The 22,993-nt window shown below is 51.2% G+C and carries 18 protein-coding genes and 1 pseudogene; 14 read left to right on the forward strand and 5 right to left on the reverse strand.

Going from position 1 to position 22,993, the window contains the following annotated elements:
- Positions 1-65: 65 nt before the first annotated feature.
- Positions 66-653: an oligoribonuclease gene (orn, locus tag JMW05_RS10150; protein ID WP_199507163.1), complete on the forward strand. Its 588-nt coding sequence runs from the start codon at positions 66-68 to the stop codon at positions 651-653.
- A gap of 81 nt (positions 654-734) precedes the next feature.
- Here the strand turns inward: orn and JMW05_RS10155 are convergent, their stop codons facing one another.
- Together JMW05_RS10155 and JMW05_RS10160 are read right to left on the reverse strand one after the other, a co-directional pair.
- Complete coding sequence (locus tag JMW05_RS10155) at positions 735-1,598, reverse strand: UDP-2,3-diacylglucosamine diphosphatase (protein WP_201505143.1); 864 nt, start codon at positions 1,596-1,598, stop codon at positions 735-737.
- Positions 1,599-1,617: 19 nt separating this feature from the next.
- Positions 1,618-2,130, reverse strand: a complete 513-nt coding sequence (locus JMW05_RS10160; protein ID WP_201505144.1) for a peptidylprolyl isomerase — start codon at positions 2,128-2,130, stop codon at positions 1,618-1,620.
- Between the two features lie 249 nt (positions 2,131-2,379).
- On the opposite strand from JMW05_RS10160, the gene JMW05_RS10165 reads away from it, so the two are divergent.
- From JMW05_RS10165 to JMW05_RS10185, 5 genes and pseudogenes are all read left to right on the forward strand, one after another.
- Positions 2,380-4,104, forward strand: coding sequence for a glutamine--tRNA ligase/YqeY domain fusion protein (locus JMW05_RS10165; protein WP_201505145.1), 1,725 nt, complete (start codon positions 2,380-2,382; stop codon positions 4,102-4,104).
- A 222-nt stretch (positions 4,105-4,326) separates the two neighbouring features.
- Positions 4,327-5,059 (forward strand): annotated as a pseudogene (locus JMW05_RS10170) (phospholipase D-like domain-containing protein).
- Positions 5,060-5,116: 57 nt separating this feature from the next.
- Positions 5,117-6,376, forward strand: a complete 1,260-nt coding sequence (locus tag JMW05_RS10175) for a TerD family protein (protein WP_227691506.1) — start codon at positions 5,117-5,119, stop codon at positions 6,374-6,376.
- Positions 6,377-6,588: 212 nt separating this feature from the next.
- Positions 6,589-7,227, forward strand: coding sequence for a peroxiredoxin (locus JMW05_RS10180; protein ID WP_201505146.1), 639 nt, complete (start codon positions 6,589-6,591; stop codon positions 7,225-7,227).
- Between the two features lie 258 nt (positions 7,228-7,485).
- The gene (locus tag JMW05_RS10185; RefSeq protein ID WP_201505147.1) at positions 7,486-8,163 is read left to right on the forward strand and encodes a glutathione S-transferase family protein; all 678 of its coding nucleotides are present in this window, start codon (positions 7,486-7,488) and stop codon (positions 8,161-8,163) included.
- 84 nt (positions 8,164-8,247) lie between these two features.
- Here JMW05_RS10185 and ruvC read toward each other — a convergent pair whose 3' ends face one another.
- Positions 8,248-8,832, reverse strand: coding sequence for a crossover junction endodeoxyribonuclease RuvC (ruvC, locus tag JMW05_RS10190; protein WP_201505148.1), 585 nt, complete (start codon positions 8,830-8,832; stop codon positions 8,248-8,250).
- A 150-nt stretch (positions 8,833-8,982) separates the two neighbouring features.
- Here ruvC and JMW05_RS10195 point away from each other — a divergent pair, with 150 nt between their 5' ends.
- From JMW05_RS10195 to JMW05_RS10220, 6 genes are all read left to right on the forward strand, one after another.
- Positions 8,983-9,597 carry an FxsA family protein gene (locus tag JMW05_RS10195; protein ID WP_201505149.1) on the forward strand — a complete coding sequence of 205 codons (615 nt, stop codon included), beginning with the start codon at positions 8,983-8,985 and terminating at the stop codon, positions 9,595-9,597.
- A gap of 157 nt (positions 9,598-9,754) precedes the next feature.
- Positions 9,755-11,254 carry a 3-deoxy-D-manno-octulosonic acid transferase gene (locus tag JMW05_RS10200; RefSeq protein WP_201505150.1) on the forward strand — a complete coding sequence of 500 codons (1,500 nt, stop codon included), beginning with the start codon at positions 9,755-9,757 and terminating at the stop codon, positions 11,252-11,254.
- The gene (locus JMW05_RS10205) at positions 11,251-11,991 is read left to right on the forward strand and encodes a 16S rRNA (uracil(1498)-N(3))-methyltransferase (RefSeq protein ID WP_201505151.1); all 741 of its coding nucleotides are present in this window, start codon (positions 11,251-11,253) and stop codon (positions 11,989-11,991) included. The genes JMW05_RS10200 and JMW05_RS10205 overlap by 4 nt, the downstream gene beginning before the upstream one ends.
- Before the next feature lie 225 nt (positions 11,992-12,216).
- Positions 12,217-13,368: a Fe(3+) ABC transporter substrate-binding protein gene (locus tag JMW05_RS10210; protein ID WP_201505152.1), complete on the forward strand. Its 1,152-nt coding sequence runs from the start codon at positions 12,217-12,219 to the stop codon at positions 13,366-13,368.
- A gap of 74 nt (positions 13,369-13,442) precedes the next feature.
- A complete protein-coding gene (locus tag JMW05_RS10215; protein ID WP_201505153.1) occupies positions 13,443-15,110 on the forward strand; it encodes an ABC transporter permease in 1,668 nt (555 codons plus the stop codon).
- A gap of 180 nt (positions 15,111-15,290) precedes the next feature.
- Positions 15,291-16,481: an ABC transporter ATP-binding protein gene (locus JMW05_RS10220; protein ID WP_227691576.1), complete on the forward strand. Its 1,191-nt coding sequence runs from the start codon at positions 15,291-15,293 to the stop codon at positions 16,479-16,481.
- On the opposite strand, the gene JMW05_RS10225 is transcribed toward JMW05_RS10220, so the two are convergent.
- A complete protein-coding gene (locus JMW05_RS10225; RefSeq protein ID WP_201505155.1) occupies positions 16,461-17,339 on the reverse strand; it encodes a methyltransferase domain-containing protein in 879 nt (292 codons plus the stop codon). The genes JMW05_RS10220 and JMW05_RS10225 overlap by 21 nt on opposite strands.
- Before the next feature lie 111 nt (positions 17,340-17,450).
- Positions 17,451-17,798, reverse strand: coding sequence for a DMT family transporter (locus JMW05_RS10230; RefSeq protein WP_201505156.1), 348 nt, complete (start codon positions 17,796-17,798; stop codon positions 17,451-17,453).
- A gap of 277 nt (positions 17,799-18,075) precedes the next feature.
- Between JMW05_RS10230 and JMW05_RS10235 the strand changes: the two genes are divergently transcribed.
- Both JMW05_RS10235 and gyrA read left to right on the forward strand, forming a co-directional pair.
- Positions 18,076-19,686 carry an alpha/beta hydrolase family protein gene (locus JMW05_RS10235; protein WP_201505157.1) on the forward strand — a complete coding sequence of 537 codons (1,611 nt, stop codon included), beginning with the start codon at positions 18,076-18,078 and terminating at the stop codon, positions 19,684-19,686.
- A 292-nt stretch (positions 19,687-19,978) separates the two neighbouring features.
- Positions 19,979-22,732: a DNA gyrase subunit A gene (gene gyrA, locus JMW05_RS10240; RefSeq protein ID WP_201505158.1), complete on the forward strand. Its 2,754-nt coding sequence runs from the start codon at positions 19,979-19,981 to the stop codon at positions 22,730-22,732.
- The last annotated feature ends 261 nt before the right edge of the window (positions 22,733-22,993 follow it).

The raw sequence follows: 22,993 nt of genomic DNA on the forward strand, positions 1-22,993 counted from the left end.
GTATCTTAGGGTTTTGTAACCCTATCGTCCATGCGTCGTCACCCGATTGAGTAATAGGAACGCGTATGAGCAGCACCGAACACCCGAATAAAATCAAAATCAAGCACCAAGGCAAAAAAGGGCTGGTTTGGATTGACCTAGAGATGACGGGGCTGAACACCTTGAGTGATGAAATTATTGAGATTGCCACCATCGTGACCGACGATGATTTAAACGTCTTAGCCGAAGGTCCTGTGTTTGCCATCAAGGTCTCTGACCGCGTGTTAAACGGTATGGACGACTGGAACACCAAGCAGCACGGTCAATCAGGGCTTATCGACCGCGTACGCCGTAGTACCGTAACTTTGGCCGAAGCCGAAGCCGAAACCATCAAGTTTTTAAGCAAATGGGTCGATAGCGGTAAGTCGCCGATGTGTGGCAATTCGATTTGCCAAGACCGCCGCTTTTTGGCGCGTCAGATGCCTGAGCTTGAGCGCTTTTTTCATTACCGTAACCTCGATGTGTCGTCTATCAAGGAGCTGTGTTTCCGCTGGCGTCCTGACGTGCTAAGTAGCTTTGAAAAAAATGGCAGTCATTTAGCACTTGATGACATCCGCGACTCAATCCGTGAGCTAAAGCACTACCGCCAGCACTTTTTTAAATTGCTTGTGTAAGCTAAAGAATAATAAAAAAGCGCTTCGGACTGAATCCAAGCGCTTTTTTATTTGTACAGACTTTTAGTTTTAATTAAATATTTAACGCACCCGATGGCAAAATTGGTATAAGTCCAGCGCCGTGCTACCTGCGTCTTCTGTGACGGCGGCAATCACCGCCTGCACTTGGGCACGTTTGCTGCCCGCGTCTATTACGCGCCAATCGCCCAGCACGTAGCGCCATTTGTGCTCACTTAGCACATGCTCAGCGCTCGTGGTTGTCTTAACCTCATGTTTGGCAGGGCGGTGCGTGTGCCCGTGTATGAGCAGTGCCGCATTTTGTAGCGCTTGCTGCACCGCATCATTGTTCACATCCATAATGGCGGCAGATTTTTGCGCGTTTTGCTGCTTACTTTTGGCGCGCATTTTGTCCGCGATGTCGTGGCGTTTGGTAATGGGTTTTTTTAGAAAATACCACTGCACTAACGGCTTACGCGTGACTTTACGAAACCATTGGTATTTGACATCGTCGGTGCACAGCGCGTCGCCATGCTCAAGACGCACTACTGTATCGCCAATATCGTTATAAAACGGCTCGGCAATCAAGCGTGCGCCAAATAAATGACAAAACGGACGCCCAAGCAAAAAGTCGCGATTGCCGTGCATCACTAAAATGTCGCAACCTGCCACGCGCAGCGCTTTTAGCCGCTTAACCATCGGCGTCAACCAATGCGCGGCTTTGGCATCATCATCCAGCTCGGTATACATGTCATCGCCGAGCCACACCTCAAACCAGTCGCCGAGGATATACAACTGCGAGAGGGCGGGCAGGGCAAGACAGTCATCGAGCAGCGCCAAAAAAGCCTGCACTAAGGCAGGCTCATCGGCAGATAAATGCAAATCGCTAATCAAAATCTGCTGGACGCTGTGTGGGCGTGTGGTCAGCAGGTGATTAAAATCAAGCATAAACAGCCTATAGCGTCACTTACTGTGACACGATGGTCGCAGAGTTGATGACGACCGCTTCTTTTGGTACATCAGCGTGCATGCCGTAACGACCTGTTGCCACGCCTTTGATTTTTTCGACCACGTCCATACCTTGGGTCACTTTACCGAATACGGTGTAGCCCCAGCCTTGCAGGCTCTTGTTTGAGTGGTTCAAAAAGTCGTTGTCTTTAACGTTGATAAAGAACTGACTGGTCGCTGAATGTGGGTCTTGGGTACGCGCCATGGCGATGGTGCCTGCGTCGTTTTTTAGACCGTTGTCCGCTTCGTTTTCGATAGGACGGCTGGTGGCTTTTTCGTTCATGTCAGCGTCCATACCGCCGCCTTGAATCATAAAGCCGTCAATCACACGGTGAAAAATCGTGCCGTCATAATGACCTGATTTAACATAGTTCAAAAAGTTTTCGACGGTCTTAGGGGCTTTTTCTTCGTTAAGTTCGATAACGATAGCACCCATGTTGGTGTCTAGTTCAACTACTGGCATATCTACCATGTGTATATCCTCGTATTGGGTAGGTGTCACGTCCTTTGTAGCGGGCAGGCGTGCTGTATACCGCCTTTTACAAAAGCTGGGGGTAGTCTAACGGCTTTTTTGCCGTCTGTCATGTATCAGGCTGTTAATGCCTTTGGGAAACCTGATAGAATACCGCGATATTGATTTTTTTAGACCGTTTACTTTTGTTATGCCTAAGGTTTTTTATCAGGCGTCAGGCATTTCCCTTTTGTGTTAGGAGCAGTATCCATGAGCGCAGACTCGAGCAATAACGAAAAGAATGATTTTATTCGTCATATCGTGCGTGATGATATCAAAGCGCAAAAATACCCAAAAATCGTTACCCGTTTTCCCCCTGAGCCAAACGGCTATCTGCATTTGGGACACGTGAAGTCGATTTGTTTAAACTTTGGCATCGCCGAAGAGTTTGGTGGCGATTGTCACTTGCGCTATGACGACACCAACCCTGTCGCCGAAAAGCAAGACTATATCGACAGCATCAAAAAAGACGTGCAGTGGCTGGGCTTTGAATGGACAGGCGATGCGCTACATGCGTCGCATTATTTTGACCAATTATACGCATGGGCGGTGCAGCTGATTGAGCAAGGCGATGCTTATGTTGATTTGCAAACCCCTGAAGAAATTAAGCTCAACCGCGGCTCATTTAATGAAGCGGGCACGCCATCACCACAGCGTGATAACAGCGTGGACATCAACTTGCAGCATTTCAATGATATGAAAGACGGCAAGTACGCAGATGGCAAAGCCGTACTGCGTGCCAAGATTGACATGGCTGATCCAAACATGAACATGCGCGACCCTGTCATCTATCGCGTGATGCATCAATCGCACCACCAAACGGGTGATAAATGGTGCATCTATCCGATGTATGATTTTGCGCATCCGTTATCAGACGCGCTAGAGGGCATTACCCATTCGCTATGTACGCTGGAGTTTGAAGACCATCGTCCATTGTACGATTGGCTGATTGAAAAAGTGGGCTTTGAGCTGCCACCGCATCAGTATGAGTTTTCACGCCTAAACGTCGACCACACCTTGACCAGTAAGCGTAAGCTCAAGCAATTGGTCGATGAAAACATCGTGGCTGGCTGGGACGACCCGCGTATGCCGACCATCGCAGGCATGCGCCGCCGAGGCTATACGCCCGAAGGCTTGCGCGATTTTTGTGACCGTGTGGGCGTGACCAAGGCAGACGGCGTGGTAGACATGCGCTTGCTCGAATTCAGCATCCGTCAGTCATTAGAAAACACCACCGCACGCGGTATGGCCGTGCTAAAACCGCTAAAAGTCACTATCACCAACTTTAAAGAGGCGGTGAGCGAGTGGGAAAGTCTAAAGGCGGACAACGTCGAAGCGCGCTGGGAAGAAGATGCGCAAACACTATGGCTGAGCCAACCAAAACACCCGAATGTCGATATGGGCGTGCGTGAGATTCCTTTCACCGAAACGCTATACATCGACCAAGGCGACTACGAAATCACGCCGCCAGCGGGCTACAAGCGCCTATCACCCGAAAAGCCAGAGATTCGCTTGCGCAATACCTATGTATTAGCAGTGACCGAGCATGTGACCGATGAGGCGGGCAATGTGGTTGAGCTAAAAGCGACCATCGACCCAAGTACTTTGGGCAACAACCCCGAAGGGCGCAAGGTCAAAGGCGTGATTCATTGGGTATCGGCAAGCCGCGGCGTACCTGCAACTGTGCGTCTGTACGAGCAACTGTTTAGCGATGCTGACCCAAGCAGCGTGAGCGATGTACACCAAGCGCTCAATCCAAACTCACTGACCGAGCTAAACGCTGTGGTTGAGCCGTCGCTGGCGGACGCGCCTGCGGGCACGCGCTTCCAGTTTGAACGTGAAGGTTACTTTATCAGTGACAGCGAGCTGCACAGCACGGACAAGCCTGTCTTTAACCAAATTGTTAGCCTACGCGACAGCTACAAGCCTGCGTAAGGGTTAATAATAAACAATAGTGGTTTATAGTTGTTGATACTGCTTTATAACCCGCCCCGTTTCTAGTACGCTAGAGGCGGGGTTTTTTGTGCCTGTTTTTTACCTATCGTGACCGCTTTTGATGCGGCGCGTCGATAGGCGTAATAAGGGTCATAGTAACGAGTTTAATGGCAACAACACATCGCTTGGCGCGCCGTAGCGATTGAGATAAAGGATATTTGTATGGCAAAGTTTTTGAACACCAGTGGCACGACGTATCATCTAGAAGAATTGATTAAAAATGCGTCCGACCGTCTTATCATCATCAGCCCGTATCTAAAATTAAGCGAGCGCATCAAAGAGTTATTAGAAGACAAAAACCGCCTAAAAATTGACATTCGTATTGTCTATGGCAAAAACGATTTGCAACCTGAAGAAATCAACTGGCTCAAAAACCTCAGCTTTATCCGCACCAGCTTTTGTAAAAACCTGCACGCCAAATGCTATCTCAATGAGCATGAGTGCATCATTACCAGCTTAAATCTGTACGAGTTTAGCCAAGTCAATAACAACGAAATGGGCGTACTGATTTATCGTAATGAAGACGCTAAGCTGTACGCTGACACTTATGACGAAGCGCATCATTCGTATTAGCGATGAGGTCAGAATGTCGCTAGAGAAAGTCACCGACAACCCTACGGCGACAACCGACACCCGCAGCGCGTCAAATGGCAGTGTGACTGGCAATGCAGCGGAAAAGGCATCGCCAAATTACAGCAAGCTAACCACCGCCAAGCTCGCCAAAGAGCTGGGACTCAAAACCCAAGACCTCAATGACAAACTCGTTGAAAAAGGCTATTTAAACGAAGAAGACGGCAACCTAGTACTGACCGATGCAGGACGTCAAGCGGGCGGCATCAGTAAAACAGGCAAGTTTGGTGAATTTTGCCTTTGGAATGCAGATATGGCGGTCTAGACAAACCGTCCGTTTTCGATTTTGTATTATTCATGGGTTTTTTAAGGACGATTAGTCATGCTGCACCTCATCACAGGACAAAAAGCCAAACTCAGCGACATTGGCGCAAGCGACAGCCTGAGTCTCAACGCCAACTTAACCGCAGGCGCGCACACGTTTGATATCGCGTGCTTTTTGCTTGACGCTAATAACAAATTGATTGGCGATGCGTACATGGTGTTTTACAACCAGCCTGCCACGCCATGCGGCGGTGTCACCATGACCCAAGACGCCAGCACGCGCTTTGATATTGCGCTCGCACGTCTGCCTGACACCGTCGCTGCGATTGTCTTAACCTTGAGTATGGAGGACGCCACCGTTCAAGCGCTGAGCGACAGCCGCATTGAGGTTGTCAGTGGTGGGCAGACGCGTGCCGATTATGCATTTTCAGGCAGTGACTTTGGACAAGAGCGCGCCCTCATGCTGATGCAGCTGTACAAAAAACAAGGCATTTGGCGTATCAATGCCATTGGTCAAGGCTTTCACGGCGGCTTGGCAGCGCTGGTCACGCATTTTGGTGCTGAGGTTGCCGATACTGCGCCCGTAGAGACCCCGCCGTCATCGGCTGCTAACAATGCTACTGACACCACTAAACAGCCGCCACCCAGCACACCCGCCAAACCCCTGAATCTAAAAAAAGTAATCCTTGATAAACCAGGCAATCAGCACCGCATCAGCCTAAACAAAAACGATCCCGCGTATCTAAAAGTCGAAGCCATCTGGCAAGACAATGGCGATAATAACAGCGACAACGATGACCTTGATTTGCGCGTCGGCATTTTGGCAGCGGGCGCTACAGACATGGATTATGTACATGCGCCCATGCGTATAGGGTCGCTGACGGCAAAGCCCTATATCCAGCATCAAGGCGATGTGCAAAGCGCCAGCCTCAAAGAACCAGGCAAAGAAACCGTCCTTGTGCATCCCGACATCGCCAAGCACTACGGCGGCAAAGTGGCGCTGGTGTTCTCCGTCTATTCGGCGGTGAGTAATGGCGTGGTGTCTATCGCCAGCCTGCAGCCCAAGATGCGTATGGCGTACCAAGACCAAGTGGTGGAATGCGTGTTTAACCCAAATGCCTCACCCAAGGCAAAAAGCCGCTTCGTCTACACCTATGTGATTGGCATCGCCATCATCGATGAGCAAGGGATATCGTTACAGCATTCAGGCATGACCAGTCGGCGCATGAGCGAAGCAACCCCGCGTCTGTCATGGGACAAGCTGGAGGTGCAGCTGCACATGGATGGCAAACCGATGTTTAAACCCAAAAACGATTAATAGGCTTTTAAGACTTTCACGTTTTTCTTCATCCAAAAACGGAATAACGGCATTACAATCGCTCACAAGACATTCATAACCAGTTTGTTAAGATAAAACGGCATTTTAAGAATAACGCGGCGAATGTTGATTTGCGTAACCTGCAAGACAAACAAGCCGCGCTTTGATAGATCAATAAAACCAACATAACAGCAGATAATAAGGAATTGATTATGGCACAGCTTCGTTTGGGTGACAGCGCACCGAATTTTGATGCAAGCACCACACAAGGTGATATCAACTTTTACGATTGGGCGGGCGACAGCTGGGTTGTGCTGTTCTCGCACCCAGCCGACTACACGCCTGTGTGCACCACTGAGCTTGGGCGCACCGCAGCCCTTGGCGGCGAGTTCCAAAAGCGCAACGTCAAGCCCATCGCGCTATCGGTAGACGGTATTGATGACCATCACAGCTGGTCAAAAGACATCGAAGAGACTCAGGGCTCAGCCGTTAATTTCCCAATCATCGCTGATGAAAACCGCACCGTCGCTGACCTATACGACATGATTCATCCAAACGCCGACAATACCGCCACCGTGCGTAGCGTGTTTATAATCGATCCGAACAAAAAAGTGCGTCTCACGCTGACCTATCCTGCCAGCTGTGGTCGTAACTTTAACGAAATCATTCGCGTGATTGACGCCTTGCAACTGTCGGATGAATACAACATTGCGACCCCAGTCGACTGGAAAGACGGTGATGACGTGATTATCCCGCCCAGTGTCAAAAACGAAGACATCGCAGCGAAGTATCCAAAAGGGCATACCGAAATCAAGCCTTACTTGCGTACCACGCCAGCGCCGAACAAATAAGCTGCCGATGACCGTATGTATGGACTGCTTGTTGTAAAGTAAAAAAAGTCGCCTAGTCATGCTGGGCGGCTTTTTTGTGCTAAAACATTCAAGCCAGACGCTGTGCGGTGCTTTTGTTATGAAATACAAGTAACGCTTGAGTCGGCCATATAAAGCGGTTATAACTAAAACGACGCACTAAAAAAACGACTAAACGTCATGATTGTAAAATTGATTATTAAATAATGCATGATTTAATCCATTGGAAAGGAGTCACCCATGAAAACCCTATACCTTACCCGCCACGCCCCGAATCCGCGCAAAGCTGTGCTATTGCTCGCCTCAAAAGGTATTGATGTTGATAATATCGATGACCTAAACGTGGTCGATATTGACCTGAGTAAAAAAGAGCATTACACCGAAGAATTCAACGCCATTAACCCCATGAACACCGTACCGACCATGACGTTGAGCGATGGCACGGTACTGAACGACTCGCAAGCCATCTGTGAATATCTTGACCGCGTCTATGGCGAGCGCTCTGTGATGGGCAACGATGTGGTACAACGTGCCAAAGTCTGCGCCATGCGCCGTATCGCTGAGTTTGAAGTACTGTATAACTTTATGCTGGCGTTCCAGCACAGCAGCCCGACCAAGGCAGAGCGCGTTGACCAAGCGCCCGAATTTGCGCCAAAGTCGATTGGACGTGCGATTAAGGCATTGCCTTACTTTGAGTCGGCGCTTGAGGGGCATGAGTATTTGGTCAATGACCAATTGAGCTTTGCCGATTTGGTGCTGTATATTGGTCTTGATTTTGGCAGCAAATTGGACTTTGACCCCACCGCACACGGTGACAATTTGGCGCGTTTTTATAAAGCGATGGATGCCAAGTTTGGTAATGATGCCTTGAAAGACACGATTAAGAAAATCAAAGCCGAAAACGACAGCGAGGACTAAAAGACCATTTGTCTAACCTACGCGATAAAAAAGGACAGCTAAATGGGGCTGTCCTTTTTTTGTGTTGACACTGCCTTGTGAGTATTAACGTAAACCGTTAATATCCTCTTCGGTCAAGCGCCAGCGCCCTTTTTTCTTTGATGCGCCGCGCCCGCGCATTGCAGTGTTGAGCAAGATTTTATTCATCGAATGGCTAGAATGCGCGTGACAGATGGCGCAGGCGAGTCCATCGGCGGCATCGGCTTGCGGGGTGACATCGAGCTTTAGGATGCGGCAGACCATCTCTTGTACTTGCTCTTTTTCCGCCGCCCCGTAGCCGCACACCGACTGCTTAATCTGACGCGCGGTGTATTCTGACACCTCCAAATCAAGTGCCACCATCGCCGCAATCGCCGCGCCGCGTGCTTGCCCGAGTTTCAGCGCCGAGTCGGGGTTTTCTGCCATAAACACTTGCTCAATCGCGGTGTGTATCGGCTCATTGGCGTATTTTAGGTGGTGCGTGGTGATGCGCGTTAAGCCATTAAAGATGCGCTTTAATCGTTCAGGCATCTCTTTGGTGTCGGTGCGAATCGTGCCCGCATCGATAAAGGTCAGCTTGTCGCCTGTTTGCTGGATGATGCCATAGCCTGTCATGCGCGAGCCAGGGTCTATCCCAATAATAATCGCCATAGTATTCCGTATTGCTTAAAAATGAGCGGTAAATTTGATAGTATAGCAAGCCGTCCCCATATACTTGCTACGTTAACCATTTTTTAACCTTTTAATTGTTACTTTGCCCAAATTTTTAATTTTCGCTTTTATTGTATAGGATGACACGTTATGGGTCAGATCGTCGGTATTGCCATTGTTTGGTTTATCATTGAGATGCTGCTTTGGTATTTACTTGCCCAGTTTATGAGTGGCTGGTTGGTGTTTATGTGGTTTATTGTGGCGGCGGTCATCGGCGTCTCTTTAATCCGTAAAGGCATGGCCACCCTAAGCCCAATGGCGCAGCAGATGAAAGCAGGCGGGATGATGAACCCTGGTGCGCGTCCGCCTGAGACCACGATGATGAAGAGCATCGCGATGGCGGTGGCGGGTCTGTTGCTGCTCATTCCTGGTGTTTTGAGTGATATCTTGGCGCTGCTGGTTATTTTGCCACCCGTACAAAAGAAACTCAAAGACATGGCAAACAACTACGTCATGAACAACCAGCAAAAAATGATGGAAATGATGGCAAAACAAATGGGCGGTCAAAGTCCATTTGGCGGTATGGGCGGCGGCGCAGGTCAAAACCCATTCGGCGGTGCAGGCGGCAATCCGTTTGGCGGCGGTCAAAATCCATTCGGTGGTCAGCAAAACAATCCGTTTAAGCAGCACACCACGGTAGACGGCACAGCAAAATCTGTCCCAAAAGACGTGAAAAAAATCAGCAAGCCTGCCAATGATGAATAATCACCCGTCACGCGCCCATTGATTGTGGGCGTGTGCCGAATGACGATACACAACGTACAGCGTGACCGCCGTTTTATAGGCAATACGCGCTAAAAAAGATACGCGCCATGTGCAGCTTGATTGCCCGCATGGCGTTTTGTTTATGTGCTGAGGGTCTATGCCGTCTTCTAAATCGCCCCGTTTGTTACCTCCTATTGCCAATGCCATCGCGCCGCCGTGGTACTACCGTGCTGCTATCGGCACATTAAAGCCGCTATACCGCCTGCAAGTACACAAGCGCTCAGCCGCGCGTGACAACTATCACGACGAGGTCGCCGAGCGTTTTGGCAGCGCCTATCGCAAGCCATCTCAGCTGCCGTCAATAGGGCAGGCGAGTACGCAGACAGGCACGCAGACAAATACATGGACAGATGCGCCACTGCTTTGGTGCCATGCGGTGTCTTTGGGCGAGACCAATACCGTCGCGCCGCTACTCGACGTGCTGCTCGGCGCAGGCTATCGCATTTGGCTGACCAACACCACGCAGACAGGGCACGCGCGCACACAAAAACGCTTTGCTGAGGCGCTGGCATCAGGGCAGATGCAGCACAGCTATGTGCCTGTCGATGCGCCTACGGTAATTAAGCAGTTCTTAGCGCACGTTCAGCCAGCGGCGGCACTGTTCGTCGAAACGGAGCTGTGGGCAAACACCTTGTATCTGTTAAATAAACAGCACATCCCCAGCATTTTGGTCAATGGGCGCTTGTCCGAAGCGTCCTTTACCCGCTATCAAAAAATCGCCAAAGTCAGTGCCAGTATGATGCACAACCTAACCTGCATTATCGCCCAAGATGAGCAGTCGGCAACCCGCTTTAAAGCATTGGGCGCACCCGCAGAAAAAGTCAAAATCGGGCGTTCGCTGAAATGGGTGATTAATGGTAATACCAAGCCTAGTCTTCCTGAGTCGATTCAGAATGCGTTTGCCACTATTGACCGTCCGATATGGGTCGCTGCCAGTACGCATGAGGGCGAGGAGCAAATCGCCCTCGATTGGCAACAGCAGCTGTTGCAGGATGCTAAGTCTGCCGATGCCTTGCTGATTCTTGTGCCGCGTCATCCTGAGCGTTTTGATGCCGCCGCGCAGATGGTACAGGCGTCAGGTTTGAGTGTGGCGCGCCGCAGTTTGAAGGAGTCTATCCAGCCCAGCACGCAAGTCTACTTAGCCGACACCATGGGCGAGCTGATGGCGTGGTATCAGCTCGCGGATGTGGCATTGGTCGGTGGCTCATTGGTTGATGTTGGCGGGCACAATCCTGTGGAGCCTGCGGGTGTGGGCACGCCTGTCTTGATGGGCAGTTACACTTATTCTTGCCAAGAAGTGGTCGATGAGCTTGCCGCCGTCGGCGCGCTACAGCAAGCCACTGCCGCGACCGATACGCGCGCCGATTATGCGACTGCTGCTGAGCACCTGTATCCGCAGTTGTTTGCGTGGTTGACTCAGCCTGAGCGCGCTATAGCGGCGGGGCAGGCGGGCGCGCAGCTGACCGAGATGCGCCAGTCTGCACTTACAGACCAGCTCGGTATCATCGACGAGGTATTGACACAGTACAGCCATATCACGCCGTTGCCCCTTAATCTTGCCGACCCTGCCGCTACGGCGGTTAAGGACGCACCATGAACTGTCTTTTGTTACCGTCCGCTGCCTTTATAGACAGTCGCGCGACGATTACCGCTGCCGCGCAGTTGATGCACATCCGTGAGGTATTAAAAGCAGGCGTCGGCGAGACGCTTAAGGTTGGGATGCTGGGTGGCAAGTTGGGCACTGGGGTGATTGAGACGATAAGTGAACGTGCTGTGCACTTATCAGACGTGACACTGACTCATGTGCCGCCGCCAAAGCTGGATATCACTGTGGTGCTGGCGCTGCCGCGTCCCAAAGTGCTGCGCCGTCTTATAATGGACATGACTGCGCTTGGCGTGCGCGATATTGTGCTGGTCAACAGCTACCGCACCGAAAAAAGCTATTGGCAAAGCCCGCAGCTGGCACGTATTGATGAGTTTGTATTAGAAGGGCTGCAACAAGGCGTAGATACCGTTTTGCCGCGTATCCATATGCACAAACGCTTTAAGCCTTTTGTCGAAGATGTGCTGCCAGACTTAATGACACGTCAAGGCATCGTCGCGCACCCTTATGCCAAGCGCAGTCTTGCGCAGTATATACAAAGCACTGCGTCTCAAGCAGACCTGCTGCCTGATGTGCTCTGTATCGGCGCAGAAGGCGGCTGGATTGATTACGAAGTGGCGCTGTTGACAGCACATGGCTGTACAGCTCTGCACATGGGCGCGCGTATTCTACGTACTGAGGCGGCGGTCAATGCGCTGCTCGGACAATGGCTGCTGCACCAAAACCCTTAATCGCGCTAAAAAATAATGACTATAAGTGCTTATTTGTCCCATATTTCTATGGACAATATCAATGGATTAAAAAGAGCATAAACAAGTGTTTTTCTTCATATTTTCTAGAGTATAAATGTATTGATAATTACTATCATTTGTATTAGTATGCTGGTTTTGATTTTTCTGTATTGTATCCGTGGATACGTTTTTTATTTTGTACTGCATCATCTTATGGAGAAGAGCATGTCATCACTCACCCTCAACACCCTTTTTGCATCACGTCCCGCCCTAAAGACAGGTCTGTCTGTGGCTGTATTCGGTGCGATGCTTGGCTTAGCAGGCTGTAACAATGCCAGCAACACCAGCGAAGAGGCGGCAACCGAGAGCGAGACGACTGAAACCGCAAGCGAAGCACAAAGCACGGACGCTGCGGCGACCGATACTGCCGCTACGAGTGGCGACCAAACTGTGACTATCTACTCATCACGTAATGAGCAGCTGATTCAGCCGTTATTGGACAAATACACGGAACAAACAGGTGTCAAGGTTGAGCTGGTGACCGACAAAGAAGGTCCGCTGATGGCGCGTCTAAAAGCAGAAGGCAAAAACACGCCTGCGGACATGCTATTGACCGTCGATGCGGGTAACCTATGGCAAGCGTCACAAGAAGGTCTGCTTCAGCCCTTTACCTCGACCGTGCTAGAGAGCAACGTCCCTGCCAAATACCGTGACCCAAAAGGTATGTGGACAGGTCTGTCACTGCGCGCGCGTACCATTTTTTATGACCCAAGCAAAGTTGAGGCAAGCGATCTATCAACGTACGCTGATTTAGCCGATCCAAAGTGGAAAGGCAAACTGTGCTTACGCACCTCGAAAAAGGTGTATAACCAGTCATTGGTTGCCAGCATGATGGAGCACTTGGGCGCTGAGAAAACCGAAGAAATCATCCGTGGTTGGGTTGCGAACCTAGCGACTGACGTGTTCAGCGATGATACCAGCATGTTAGAGGCCATCGCTTCAGGTCAGTGTGAAGTCGGTATCGCCAACAGCTACTACTACGGTCGTCTTTTGGATGAAAAACCAGATTTCCCAGTTAAAATCTTCTGGGCAAACCAAGACACCACAGGCACGCACGTCAACGTCTCTGGCGCGGGTGTGGTTGCCAATGCGGACAACGCAGATGGCGCAGTCAAACTGATGGAATGGCTGTCATCGGACGAAGCACAAGGCATCTATGCCAGCTCGGACAAAGAATACCCTGTCAAAGCGGGCGTGAATGAGTCAGAAATGCTCAAATCTTGGGGCACGTTCAAGCAAGACGACATCAATGTACAAAAATTCGGCGAGCTACAGACCCAAGCCATCCAATTGATGGACAAAGCGGGCTATAAATAAATACAATACACCGCGCGTCACCCAATAGGTGAGGCGCGGCTTGTTTTTTATACGTCTGATACGGTGGTTGAGTTATGGCTTTATGGTCCAAAGCGTCAGTAGACGAGGATAGCGTCCCTACGGGCAATACCCGCCACACGGTCAGCCGTGACCATACCTTGCGTACGCGTTTACTTTCAAAATCAGTCCTCGGGCTGATTTCGTTGTTTATGCTGATACCGATTGTGATTGTGCTGCTCTCATGGACGCAGCCTGTCGCCGACATCTGGGCGCACATGCGTGAATACGTGCTGCCGCAAGTGTTAAAAAACACCGCCATTTTACTGCTGATGGTCATGACTATTGCAGGCAGTATCGGCACAGCGCTGGCGTGGGTGACGAGTATGTATCGTTTCCCAGGTCAGCGTTTTTTTTCGTGGGCGCTGATGCTACCACTTGCCATGCCTGCGTATGTGCTTGCGTTTGTGACTGTAGGCATTGTTGATTATAGTGGTCCATTACAGACCACGCTGCGGGCGATGGGCATGACCTCGGGCATTCCGTCATTGCGCAATGTGTGGGGCGCGGGTGCGATACTGTCCTTGGCGTTTTATCCTTATGTGTATTTGCTTGCGCGCCAAGCGTTTTTGTCACAAGGACGGCGCGCCATTGAAGCAGGGCAAATGCTGGGGTTGGGACGCGGCAAAGTGTTCTTTCGCTTAGCATTGCCGCAGGCGCTGCCGTGGATATTGGGCGGGCTGCTGCTGGCGAGTATGGAGACGCTTGCGGACTTTGGCGCGGTGTCGGTATTTAATGTCGATACCTTTACCACGGCGATTTATAAGGCGTGGTTTGGCTTTTTTAGTCTGACCACAGCCGCGCAGCTTGCCGCGTTGCTTATCGGTGTGGTGTTTGTCGTGGTGATGCTGGAGCAATACTGGCAGGCGCGCCGCGGTGTGGCGACCACACAAGGGGACAATCGCCGCTTTGAGGTCAGCCTTGCTGCTAAGATTGGGCTGATGCTGTTTTGTGGCGTGGTGTTTTTGATTGCCTTCTTAGTGCCGTTTGTGCAGCTGATATATTGGACGGCTGCCAATTTCCGTGAGGATTTTGACGCGCGCTACGTTGATTTTGTGATGAACAGTATTTTAATCGCCAGCATGACCACGCTGTTTATTGCGGTATTGGCGATTGTCATTGCGTGGATTAAGCGCCAATATCCTGACAAATCGACCAAGACGTTCACGGCACTGGCAAACTTGGGTTATGTCGTTCCTGGTACGGTGCTCGCGGTTGGAGTGTTTATTCCGATTGCATGGCTGGACAATCAGCTGATTGCGCTCGGTATCAGTGAGCATCAAATCTTATCGGGCAGTGTGGCGGTGATGCTGCTTGCGCTTGCCACGCGTTTTATGACCGTCAGCTTTCAACCGATTGACCGCCAATTACAGCGCTTGACCAAAAACCAAGAATCGGCGGCGCGCTTGTTATCAAACAGTGCGTGGCAACGCTGGCGGCAAGTGGTATTGCCCGTTTTAAGCCCTGGGGTATTGACCGCACTGCTTATGGGCTTTGTTGAAGTCATGAAAGAGATGCCCATCACCCTAATGACGCGGCGTCAAGGCTGGGATACACTGGCGGTGCGCGTGTTTGAGATGACCAGCGAAGGTATGTGGGGACGCGCGGCGTTGCCCAGCTTGCTAATTGTCTTGGTGGGCTTGATTCCTGTATGGGTGCTGCTGCGTCAAAGTGATAAGGCTTAAAGGCATAAAAGCGTTGCGCCACATAAGCGTGCCGATTGCGGTAAAATAATTTTTTAGGTGAATAAGTGGGTATCGTCTATGTATACTGAGCGTTTTGATGACATCACCAAGCAAAAAAGCGTTAGCAGTCCGCCTGCCACGACGCCAAAGGCGCAGGCAGAAAAAGAGGCGCGTACCAGTATGCCCTCCGAGCGCGCAGGCTCGGCTACGGCAAGTGATGCGGCGTACTTTAGTGTACAAGATTTGGTGGTTGGTTATGATGATACCATCGTGGTGGATGGCTTGAGCCTCAGCTTGCAGCAAGGGGAAATCGGCTGCTTTTTGGGCTATAGCGGCTGCGGCAAAACCACGGCACTGCGGGCGATTGCAGGTCTTGAGCCGACGCGCCAAGGCGTGATTACGCTACGCAATAAATGCCTGACCGAGCAAAAAGGCAAGCGCAATTTTAGCCTTGCCCCCGCCAAGCGCGGCATGGGTATGGTGTTTCAGGATTATGCGCTGTTTGGGCATTTAAGCGTCGCCAAAAACATCGCCTTTGGGCTTGGACGCTGGTCGGCAGCGGACAAAAAAGCACGGGTCAAAGAAATGCTCGAGCTGGTTGAGCTGACCGAGCACGCGGACAAACGCCCCGCCGAGCTGTCAGGCGGACAGCAGCAGCGCGTGGCACTCGCGCGCGCCCTTGCCCCCAAGCCAAAGCTGTTGTTGCTCGATGAGCCGTTTTCCAATCTTGATGTGGTGCTGCGTGAGTCGCTCGCCATGAGCGTGCGCGATATTCTAAAGCGTACGGAGACCACCGCGATTTTGGTCACGCACGACCAAAACGAAGCCTTTGCCATCGCTGATAAAGTGGGCGTGATGCACGAGGGCAAGCTGGTACAGTGGGCGAGTCCCAGCACCTTGTATCATGAGCCTGTCAGTGCCTTTGTCGCTGAGTTTGTGGGCGAGGGCGCGCTGATTGATGGCGTGATTCATGAGGGACGCGTGGCGACGGCGCTCGGTGATATTTATCGGCGTATGGAAGTGCTGGATGCGGACAACCAGCCGCAATACTGCCGTTATGATTACCCAAATGGCACGCGCATCAAGGTCTTGGTGCGTCCCGACGACATCATCCACGATGACGACAGTACGCAGACGGCACTGGTGGTCGGGCGCGTGTTTCGCGGTGCAAATTACCTGTACCGCTTACAGCTCGATGATGGACAGATTGTGTTTGCGCTTGTTGCCAGTCATCACAACCACCCAATCGGCTCGCGCATCGGTATTGTTCCGATGCTTGAGCACGTGGTGGTGTTTGACGAAGCCAATATCAATGCCACGACGTGGTCAGAGCAGGACAAGTCCTCAGCCCTAGCCGCGCAAAAGCAATAGGTGCAAGTAGCGCCCCATCCATTTATACGGCTCTTGTTCTGAGTAGCGCAGCTCCATGCGGATGACTTCCTCAGGATGCTCGTTGCCGCCGCGTTTTTGGGTCACGTAGTCAGAAAACACACGCAAGCCGCTGCTTTTCTTCACCTGATAATGATGCTTGGCTATCCACGTTTGCACCTCGCTGTAGGCAACGGGATGATTGGGCGTCAGACTTTTTTTATTGTCCGCCGCGAAGTTTTTATTATCGAGCACATTAAAATTGCCCATCATCAGATTGCGATAATCAAAGCTGGCGGGATTATAAAAGCACAAGGACAGCGCGCCATCTGCTCTAAGCTGGCGGTCAAAAAAGTCCATCACCGCTTGCGGCTCGGCAAGCCACTCCAGCAGCGCGTGACACAATATCAAATCAAACGTCCCTGCCGTCGCGCCCAACTGTTCAGGCAATGCTTGATACGGGCACACGTGCCAAGTGAGGTTGTCCGCCGCATTGGGTATGGCGGCAGCATTGTTCTTCGCCTTTGCCAGCATATTGGCGGAAATGTCATTGACCACCACATGATGACCACGTGCTGCCAAATCAATAGCAATCTGCGCCAAGCCTGCGCCCACATCGAGGATGCGTAGCGGGCGACCGAGCTTGTCTTGCTGGGCATCGACATAATCAAAAATATCACGGCGCAAGACAGCCAAGCGTATAGCGCCTTTGTGCCCGCCATAGACTTTGTTTTCAAAATGGTCGGCAATGGCGTCAAAGTTGCGGTCAGCGCGTGGGGCTTTGCTGCGCGCATTGTCTGGCTGCTGCGTAGGTATAGCGCCAGGCGCGCTAGTAGCAGTGTCCGTAGAAGATAGAGACATGAGCAATCATCTTTTTACAAAAGGGTAGGCAGTGGGCGGCGCTCTTTGGGTTTATCGCGCCGCATTCAAGTGTGCTGATAAGGGGTCAGCAATAACGGCGTTAGCATAAGCCTATGCGCCATTTTCGGCAAGCTTTAGGGTAATCACGCCAAGAATAATAAAAGCAACGCCAAAAAAACGCATCACGCTCATGGTGTCATTGAAAAAGTACACACCGACCAAAAACGTGCCCGCTGCGCCGATACCTGTCCAAACCGCATACGCAGTCCCAATGGGAATGGATTTTTGTGCCAGCCACAACAGCACACCGCTGATAAGCACGCAGCTCACCACCATTACCCAGCCGACCACACGGTATTTGGGTATGGCGCTCAGCTGATAGCCGACAGGCCAGCCGATTTCAAAGAGGCCTGCGATAATCAGAATAAGCCAAGCGTTGGCGGTGGTTAATGATGTCATAAGTCCTCATTGGGCAAAATAGGGGCGCTGCGCCCTAGTGTATAGCAGATATGGCGATATACAATCGATGACATTTGCTTACACGCTATAGAGTAGCTTTTCCTTACATTATACGGTATAACCAGTAAGGTAACGGATACAAAAAAGCAAGCTGCATCTATCGACTATCGGCCGCCTTGCAAGGCATGGTGCGTGATGAGGCACCCGTGGTATTTGACCGATAGAGGATTACCCCTACAGATTGTCCATCTCTCAAATACTGCTAAGGAAGGCATTTATGAAACCGATTATCTCTACCTCTCGTTGTCTGTTGTCCGTCTCTATTGCCAGCGCACTATTGCTGACGGGCTGCGGCGGTGACGACGACAATACCAGCGTCATCCGTGATAACTTTACCAGCAATGAAGCCATTGCAACCTTTAATCAGACCAACATCAATAGCTTGGGTCTGTCCGCCATTGGTGTGCCTGCCGCCAAATGTGGTGTCGCGGTCGAAAAGATTGATTACCATACACGCGGTGCGGCTAATGAACGCACCAATGCCACCGCCGCAGTGATGTTGCCAACAGGCAGCAGCGCGGCATGTACAGGCAACCGTCCGATATTGCTCTACGCGCACGGCACTACCACTGACAAAAACTATGACATCACCCAAGTCGGCAACCAAAGCAACTCCGCTGCCGCTGAAGCCGCACTGATTGCCGCAAGTTTTGCGGCGCAAGGCTATATCGTTGTTGCGCCGAACTACGCAGGCTATGACGACTCCAAGCTCAGCTACCATCCGTATCTGGTCGCCGAACAGCAATCAAAAGACATGGTAGATGCTCTTGATAATGCGCGTGTGGTCATCGCGCGTCAAAAACTGATTAACGACATCAACTATCGCAATATCAGCGCAGGCAATAAGCTGTTTGTCAGTGGCTACTCACAAGGCGGCTATGTGGCGATGGCGACCGCGCGGCGTTTAGAGAGCAACAAGGAAACGGTCACTGCGCTTGCGCCCTCATCAGGACCGTATGCATTGGCGGCGTTTGCTGATGCCATCTTTGCGGGGAACGTCAATATTGGCGCGACCCGCTTTGCACCTTTATTGGCGTATGGTATGCAGCCCAAATACAACAATATTTATAATCAAAAAAGCGACATTTTCTTAGACAAGTATGCGTCTACGCCAATGCCGAATGTGCAGACGTTCTCGCAGCTGGTCGCTGCTGACAAATTGCCTGAAAATGCACTGTTTGAGGCAACGCCCACAGGCAATACCTTGATTGATAATTTGCCAAAAAGTACCTTACCATTTGCGCCGATTGGCTTTGACAAAACCAACTATTTGGTTAAAACCGATTACCGCGCCGCTTATATGGCAGATGCCCTACAGAACCGTGACGGCCTCTTAGCAGGTACAGGCGTCAGTCCTGCCGCTGACCCCAAGCATCCGCTAAGAATAGCGCTAAAAGACAATGATTTGCGCGGTTATTTGCCCAGTATGCCCACCATGCTGTGCGGCGGCAATCAAGATCCTACTGTCTTTTATGATTTAAACACAGGCAGCATGGCACAGATTTTAGCGAATGCCAGCATCAGCAATCCTGCGCTAAACGTTACTGTGCTCGATGTCGATACCACCAACGCGGACAAACGCACCATACCAAGCGTCAGCTTGATTGGGAAAGCCTCCACCAATCCTTGGAGTCTCAATGCTGTTGTGACTCAAGCACAAACGCAGTTTAGCACCAGCTATCAGTTTACCGTGAACAACGCGATACAAAATGGCGTATCACCACAAGCGGCGATTTTGGCCAACTATCATGGCGCATTGGTCAGCAGCGCCTGTATGAACGCCACGCGTCAGTTCTTTGACCAAAACTTTGTGAATACCCCCATGTAATATCCAAAGCATGTCCGTATTGTAAAATCAGGCGGTAATACGTAGAAAACAGACGTATTAACCGCCTGATTTGCTTTGGTTTAATAGCGCCTAAATGCCCCTAAATCTGCAAATTTGTGCTAAAATAGCCTCTTTTATTTACTATTAAAATGATTGCCATCTGCCCAGCCCAGCACCGAAGTTTTGGGGCTTTTTTTGTATATTGGCACGCCTATAAGACGGCATTTATTATTGCGGTCAGGTGTGCCTATATGCATTGCGGTATGGGCACTATGTCAGTAAAGGAGTGTATATGAGCGATTCGGTCAGTCCTATTGCCATCGTCGATGAATTAAAGCAGTCCTATTTGGATTATGCGATGAGCGTGATCGTCTCGCGCGCGCTACCTGATGTCCGTGATGGACTCAAGCCTGTGCATCGCCGCGTCATGTATGCAATGCATGTACTGTCGAACGACTATAACAAGCCTTATAAAAAATCTGCGCGTGTGGTCGGTGATGTGATTGGTAAATACCACCCGCATGGTGATACCGCCGTGTATGACGCCATCGTACGTATGGCGCAGGATTTTAGCTTGCGCTATCCGATGGTCGATGGTCAAGGTAACTTTGGCTCGATTGATGATGATCCACCTGCAGCGATGCGTTATACCGAAGTGCGTATGACCAAGCTGACCCATCAGATGCTTGCCGATATCGACAAAGATACCGTCGATTGGGAAGACAACTACGATGGCTCAGAGCGTATGCCCAGCGTCTTGCCTGCCCGTATTCCGAACTTGCTCGTCAACGGCGCGACAGGTATTGCGGTCGGTATGGCGACCAACATGGCACCGCACAACCTCACTGAGGTTATTAATGCCTGCCTTGCCTATGCTGAAAACCCGCACATCTCAGCCGAAGAGCTGATGACCTATATTTCAGGACCCGACTTCCCGACAGGCGGCATTATCCACGGTCGCTCAGGCATCGTTGATGCTTATCGTACGGGTAAAGGGCGCTTGCACGTGCGCGGGCGCTACCACATCGAGCCGATGAGCGACACAGGCGTCAACCGCGAGCGTGAGCGCATCGTCTTTACCGAAGTACCTTATCAGGCGAACAAAGCCAAGCTGATTGAGCGTATTGCTGAGCTGGTACGTGACAAAAAAATCGAAGGCATCAGTGAGATACGTGACGAGTCGGACAAAGACGGTATGCGTATCGCCATCGACTTGCGCCGTGGTGAGACTGCCGAAGTCATCGTTAATAACCTGTTTTTGCAAACGCCGCTTGAGTCGAGCTTTAGCATCAATATGGTGGCGCTGGACAATGGTCAGCCCAAGCTATTGACATTGCGTCAGCTGATTGCTGCCTTTGTGCGTCATCGTCAAGAAGTGGTGACCCGCCGTACGATTTTTGAGCTGAACAAAGCCCGCGTCCGTGGTCATCTGCTTGAAGGTTTGACCGTTGCGCTTGCCAACATTGATGAGATGATCGAAACCATCAAGACCTCTGCCAACCGCGGCATGGCGCGTGAAGCGCTGCTTGGGCAAACGTGGCGCTCAGGCGAAGTGCAAGCGATGCTCAGCGCCGCAGGCAGCCAGTCGGTACGTCCTGACTATATCGAAGGCGAAGACCCGAATGCGCCGTTTGGTTTGCTGGCGGACGCGCAGGGTCAGTACCGTCTGTCACTTGAGCAGGTCAATGCCATCCTTGAGATGCAGCTGCACCGCTTGACTGGTCTTGAACAAGACAAGCTGACCGAAGAGTATCAAGATTTGCTGCGCGAGATTGCACACCTTGAGTCTATTCTCGGTGACTTTGATAAATTGATGGGCATCATTAGCGAAGAGCTGATTGATATCCGTGACAACTTTGGTGACGAGCGCCGTACCGATATCGTCGATGCGCGTAGCGACTTTAGCCGCGAAGATTTGATTCCTGAACAGACCGTGGTGATGACCGTATCACGCACAGGCTACGCGAAAACGCAGCCGATTGATGACTACGTGGCACAAAAACGCGGCGGCAAAGGCAAGTCTGCCACCAGCATGAAAGAAGATGACGTGATTGACCATTTGGTCGTCACCTCAACGCACGCTACCGTCCTGTGCTTTACCGACAGCGGGCGCGTGTTTAGCTTGCGCGGGTTTGAAGTGCCGATTGCCAGCCGTGGCGCGCGCGGTCGTCCACTGGTGAACCTGATTGGTTTAGACCCAGATGAGCAAGTTACCACCATCTTGCCGATTCCAAAGCTGACCGAAGCGCCAACAGCGGCAGAGACTGTCGATGCCGATATAGATGAAGACAGCAGCAACGATGCCGAGCCACCATTTGTGTTCTTTGCGACTGCAAAAGGCACGGTCAAACGTGTCGAGCTTAAACAGTTTGCCAACATTCGCTCGAATGGCTTGATTGCCATCGGTCTTGAAGACGGTGACAAATTGGTCAGTGCCCGTATCACTAGCGGCAGCCAAGAAGTCATGTTGTTCGCCTCAAGTGGTAAAGCGATTCGCTTTGATGAAAATGATGCCCGTGCTATGGGTCGTACCGCAAAAGGCGTGCGCGGTATGCGTATCGAAGACAATGACGACATCAAATCATTGGTGGTCATCGAAGAAGACACCCAAGAGATTTTGATTGCCTGTGAAAACGGCTATGGCAAGCGCACCTTGATTGATGAATTCAATGTGCAAAAGCGCGGCGGCGGCGGCGTGATTGCCATCAAGACCAGCGCCCGTAATGGCGCACTGGTACGCGCCACCAAAGTCGAGGACACAGACGACATCATCTTAATCTCAGACAAAGGCACCCTCGTACGTACGCCTGTGGCGAATGTCGCAAGCGCGGGACGCAACACCCAAGGCGTGACCTTGATTCGCTTGCCAAAAGACGAAAAGCTGGTCGCCATGGCACGTGTCGAAAACGATGGCGAAGATGAATTGGTCGATGCGCTCAAAGAAGACGGCGTGTTCGATGCAGACACCTCGCTAGAGGCTGATGATATGACGGACACCACCGACGTCATGGACGCAGCAGTCAGCGATGCAGACGACGCGCTATAATGGCTCTGATGTATGCTTAAAACAAAAGGTCTCTGCCCAAGGGTGTGAGACCTTTTTTATGCTTTACATGTGCAGAATGGCGATAAAGCGCAATAAACAAGCATCACAATAGGGCAGTGATAACAGCCGATTGACGCAGCAGATACGTTTTTGACCGCTGCGCTACAATCTGGCGGTGTCCAAGCTGCGCTAATTGCGCTATCATCGAAGCCCTGTACCCAGCAGACGCGCACGCTGACTGTATGATTAAAACCGCGTTAT

This window comes from Psychrobacter aestuarii (assembly GCF_904846035.1).
GTDB classification, from domain to species: Bacteria; Pseudomonadota; Gammaproteobacteria; order Pseudomonadales; family Moraxellaceae; genus Psychrobacter; species Psychrobacter aestuarii.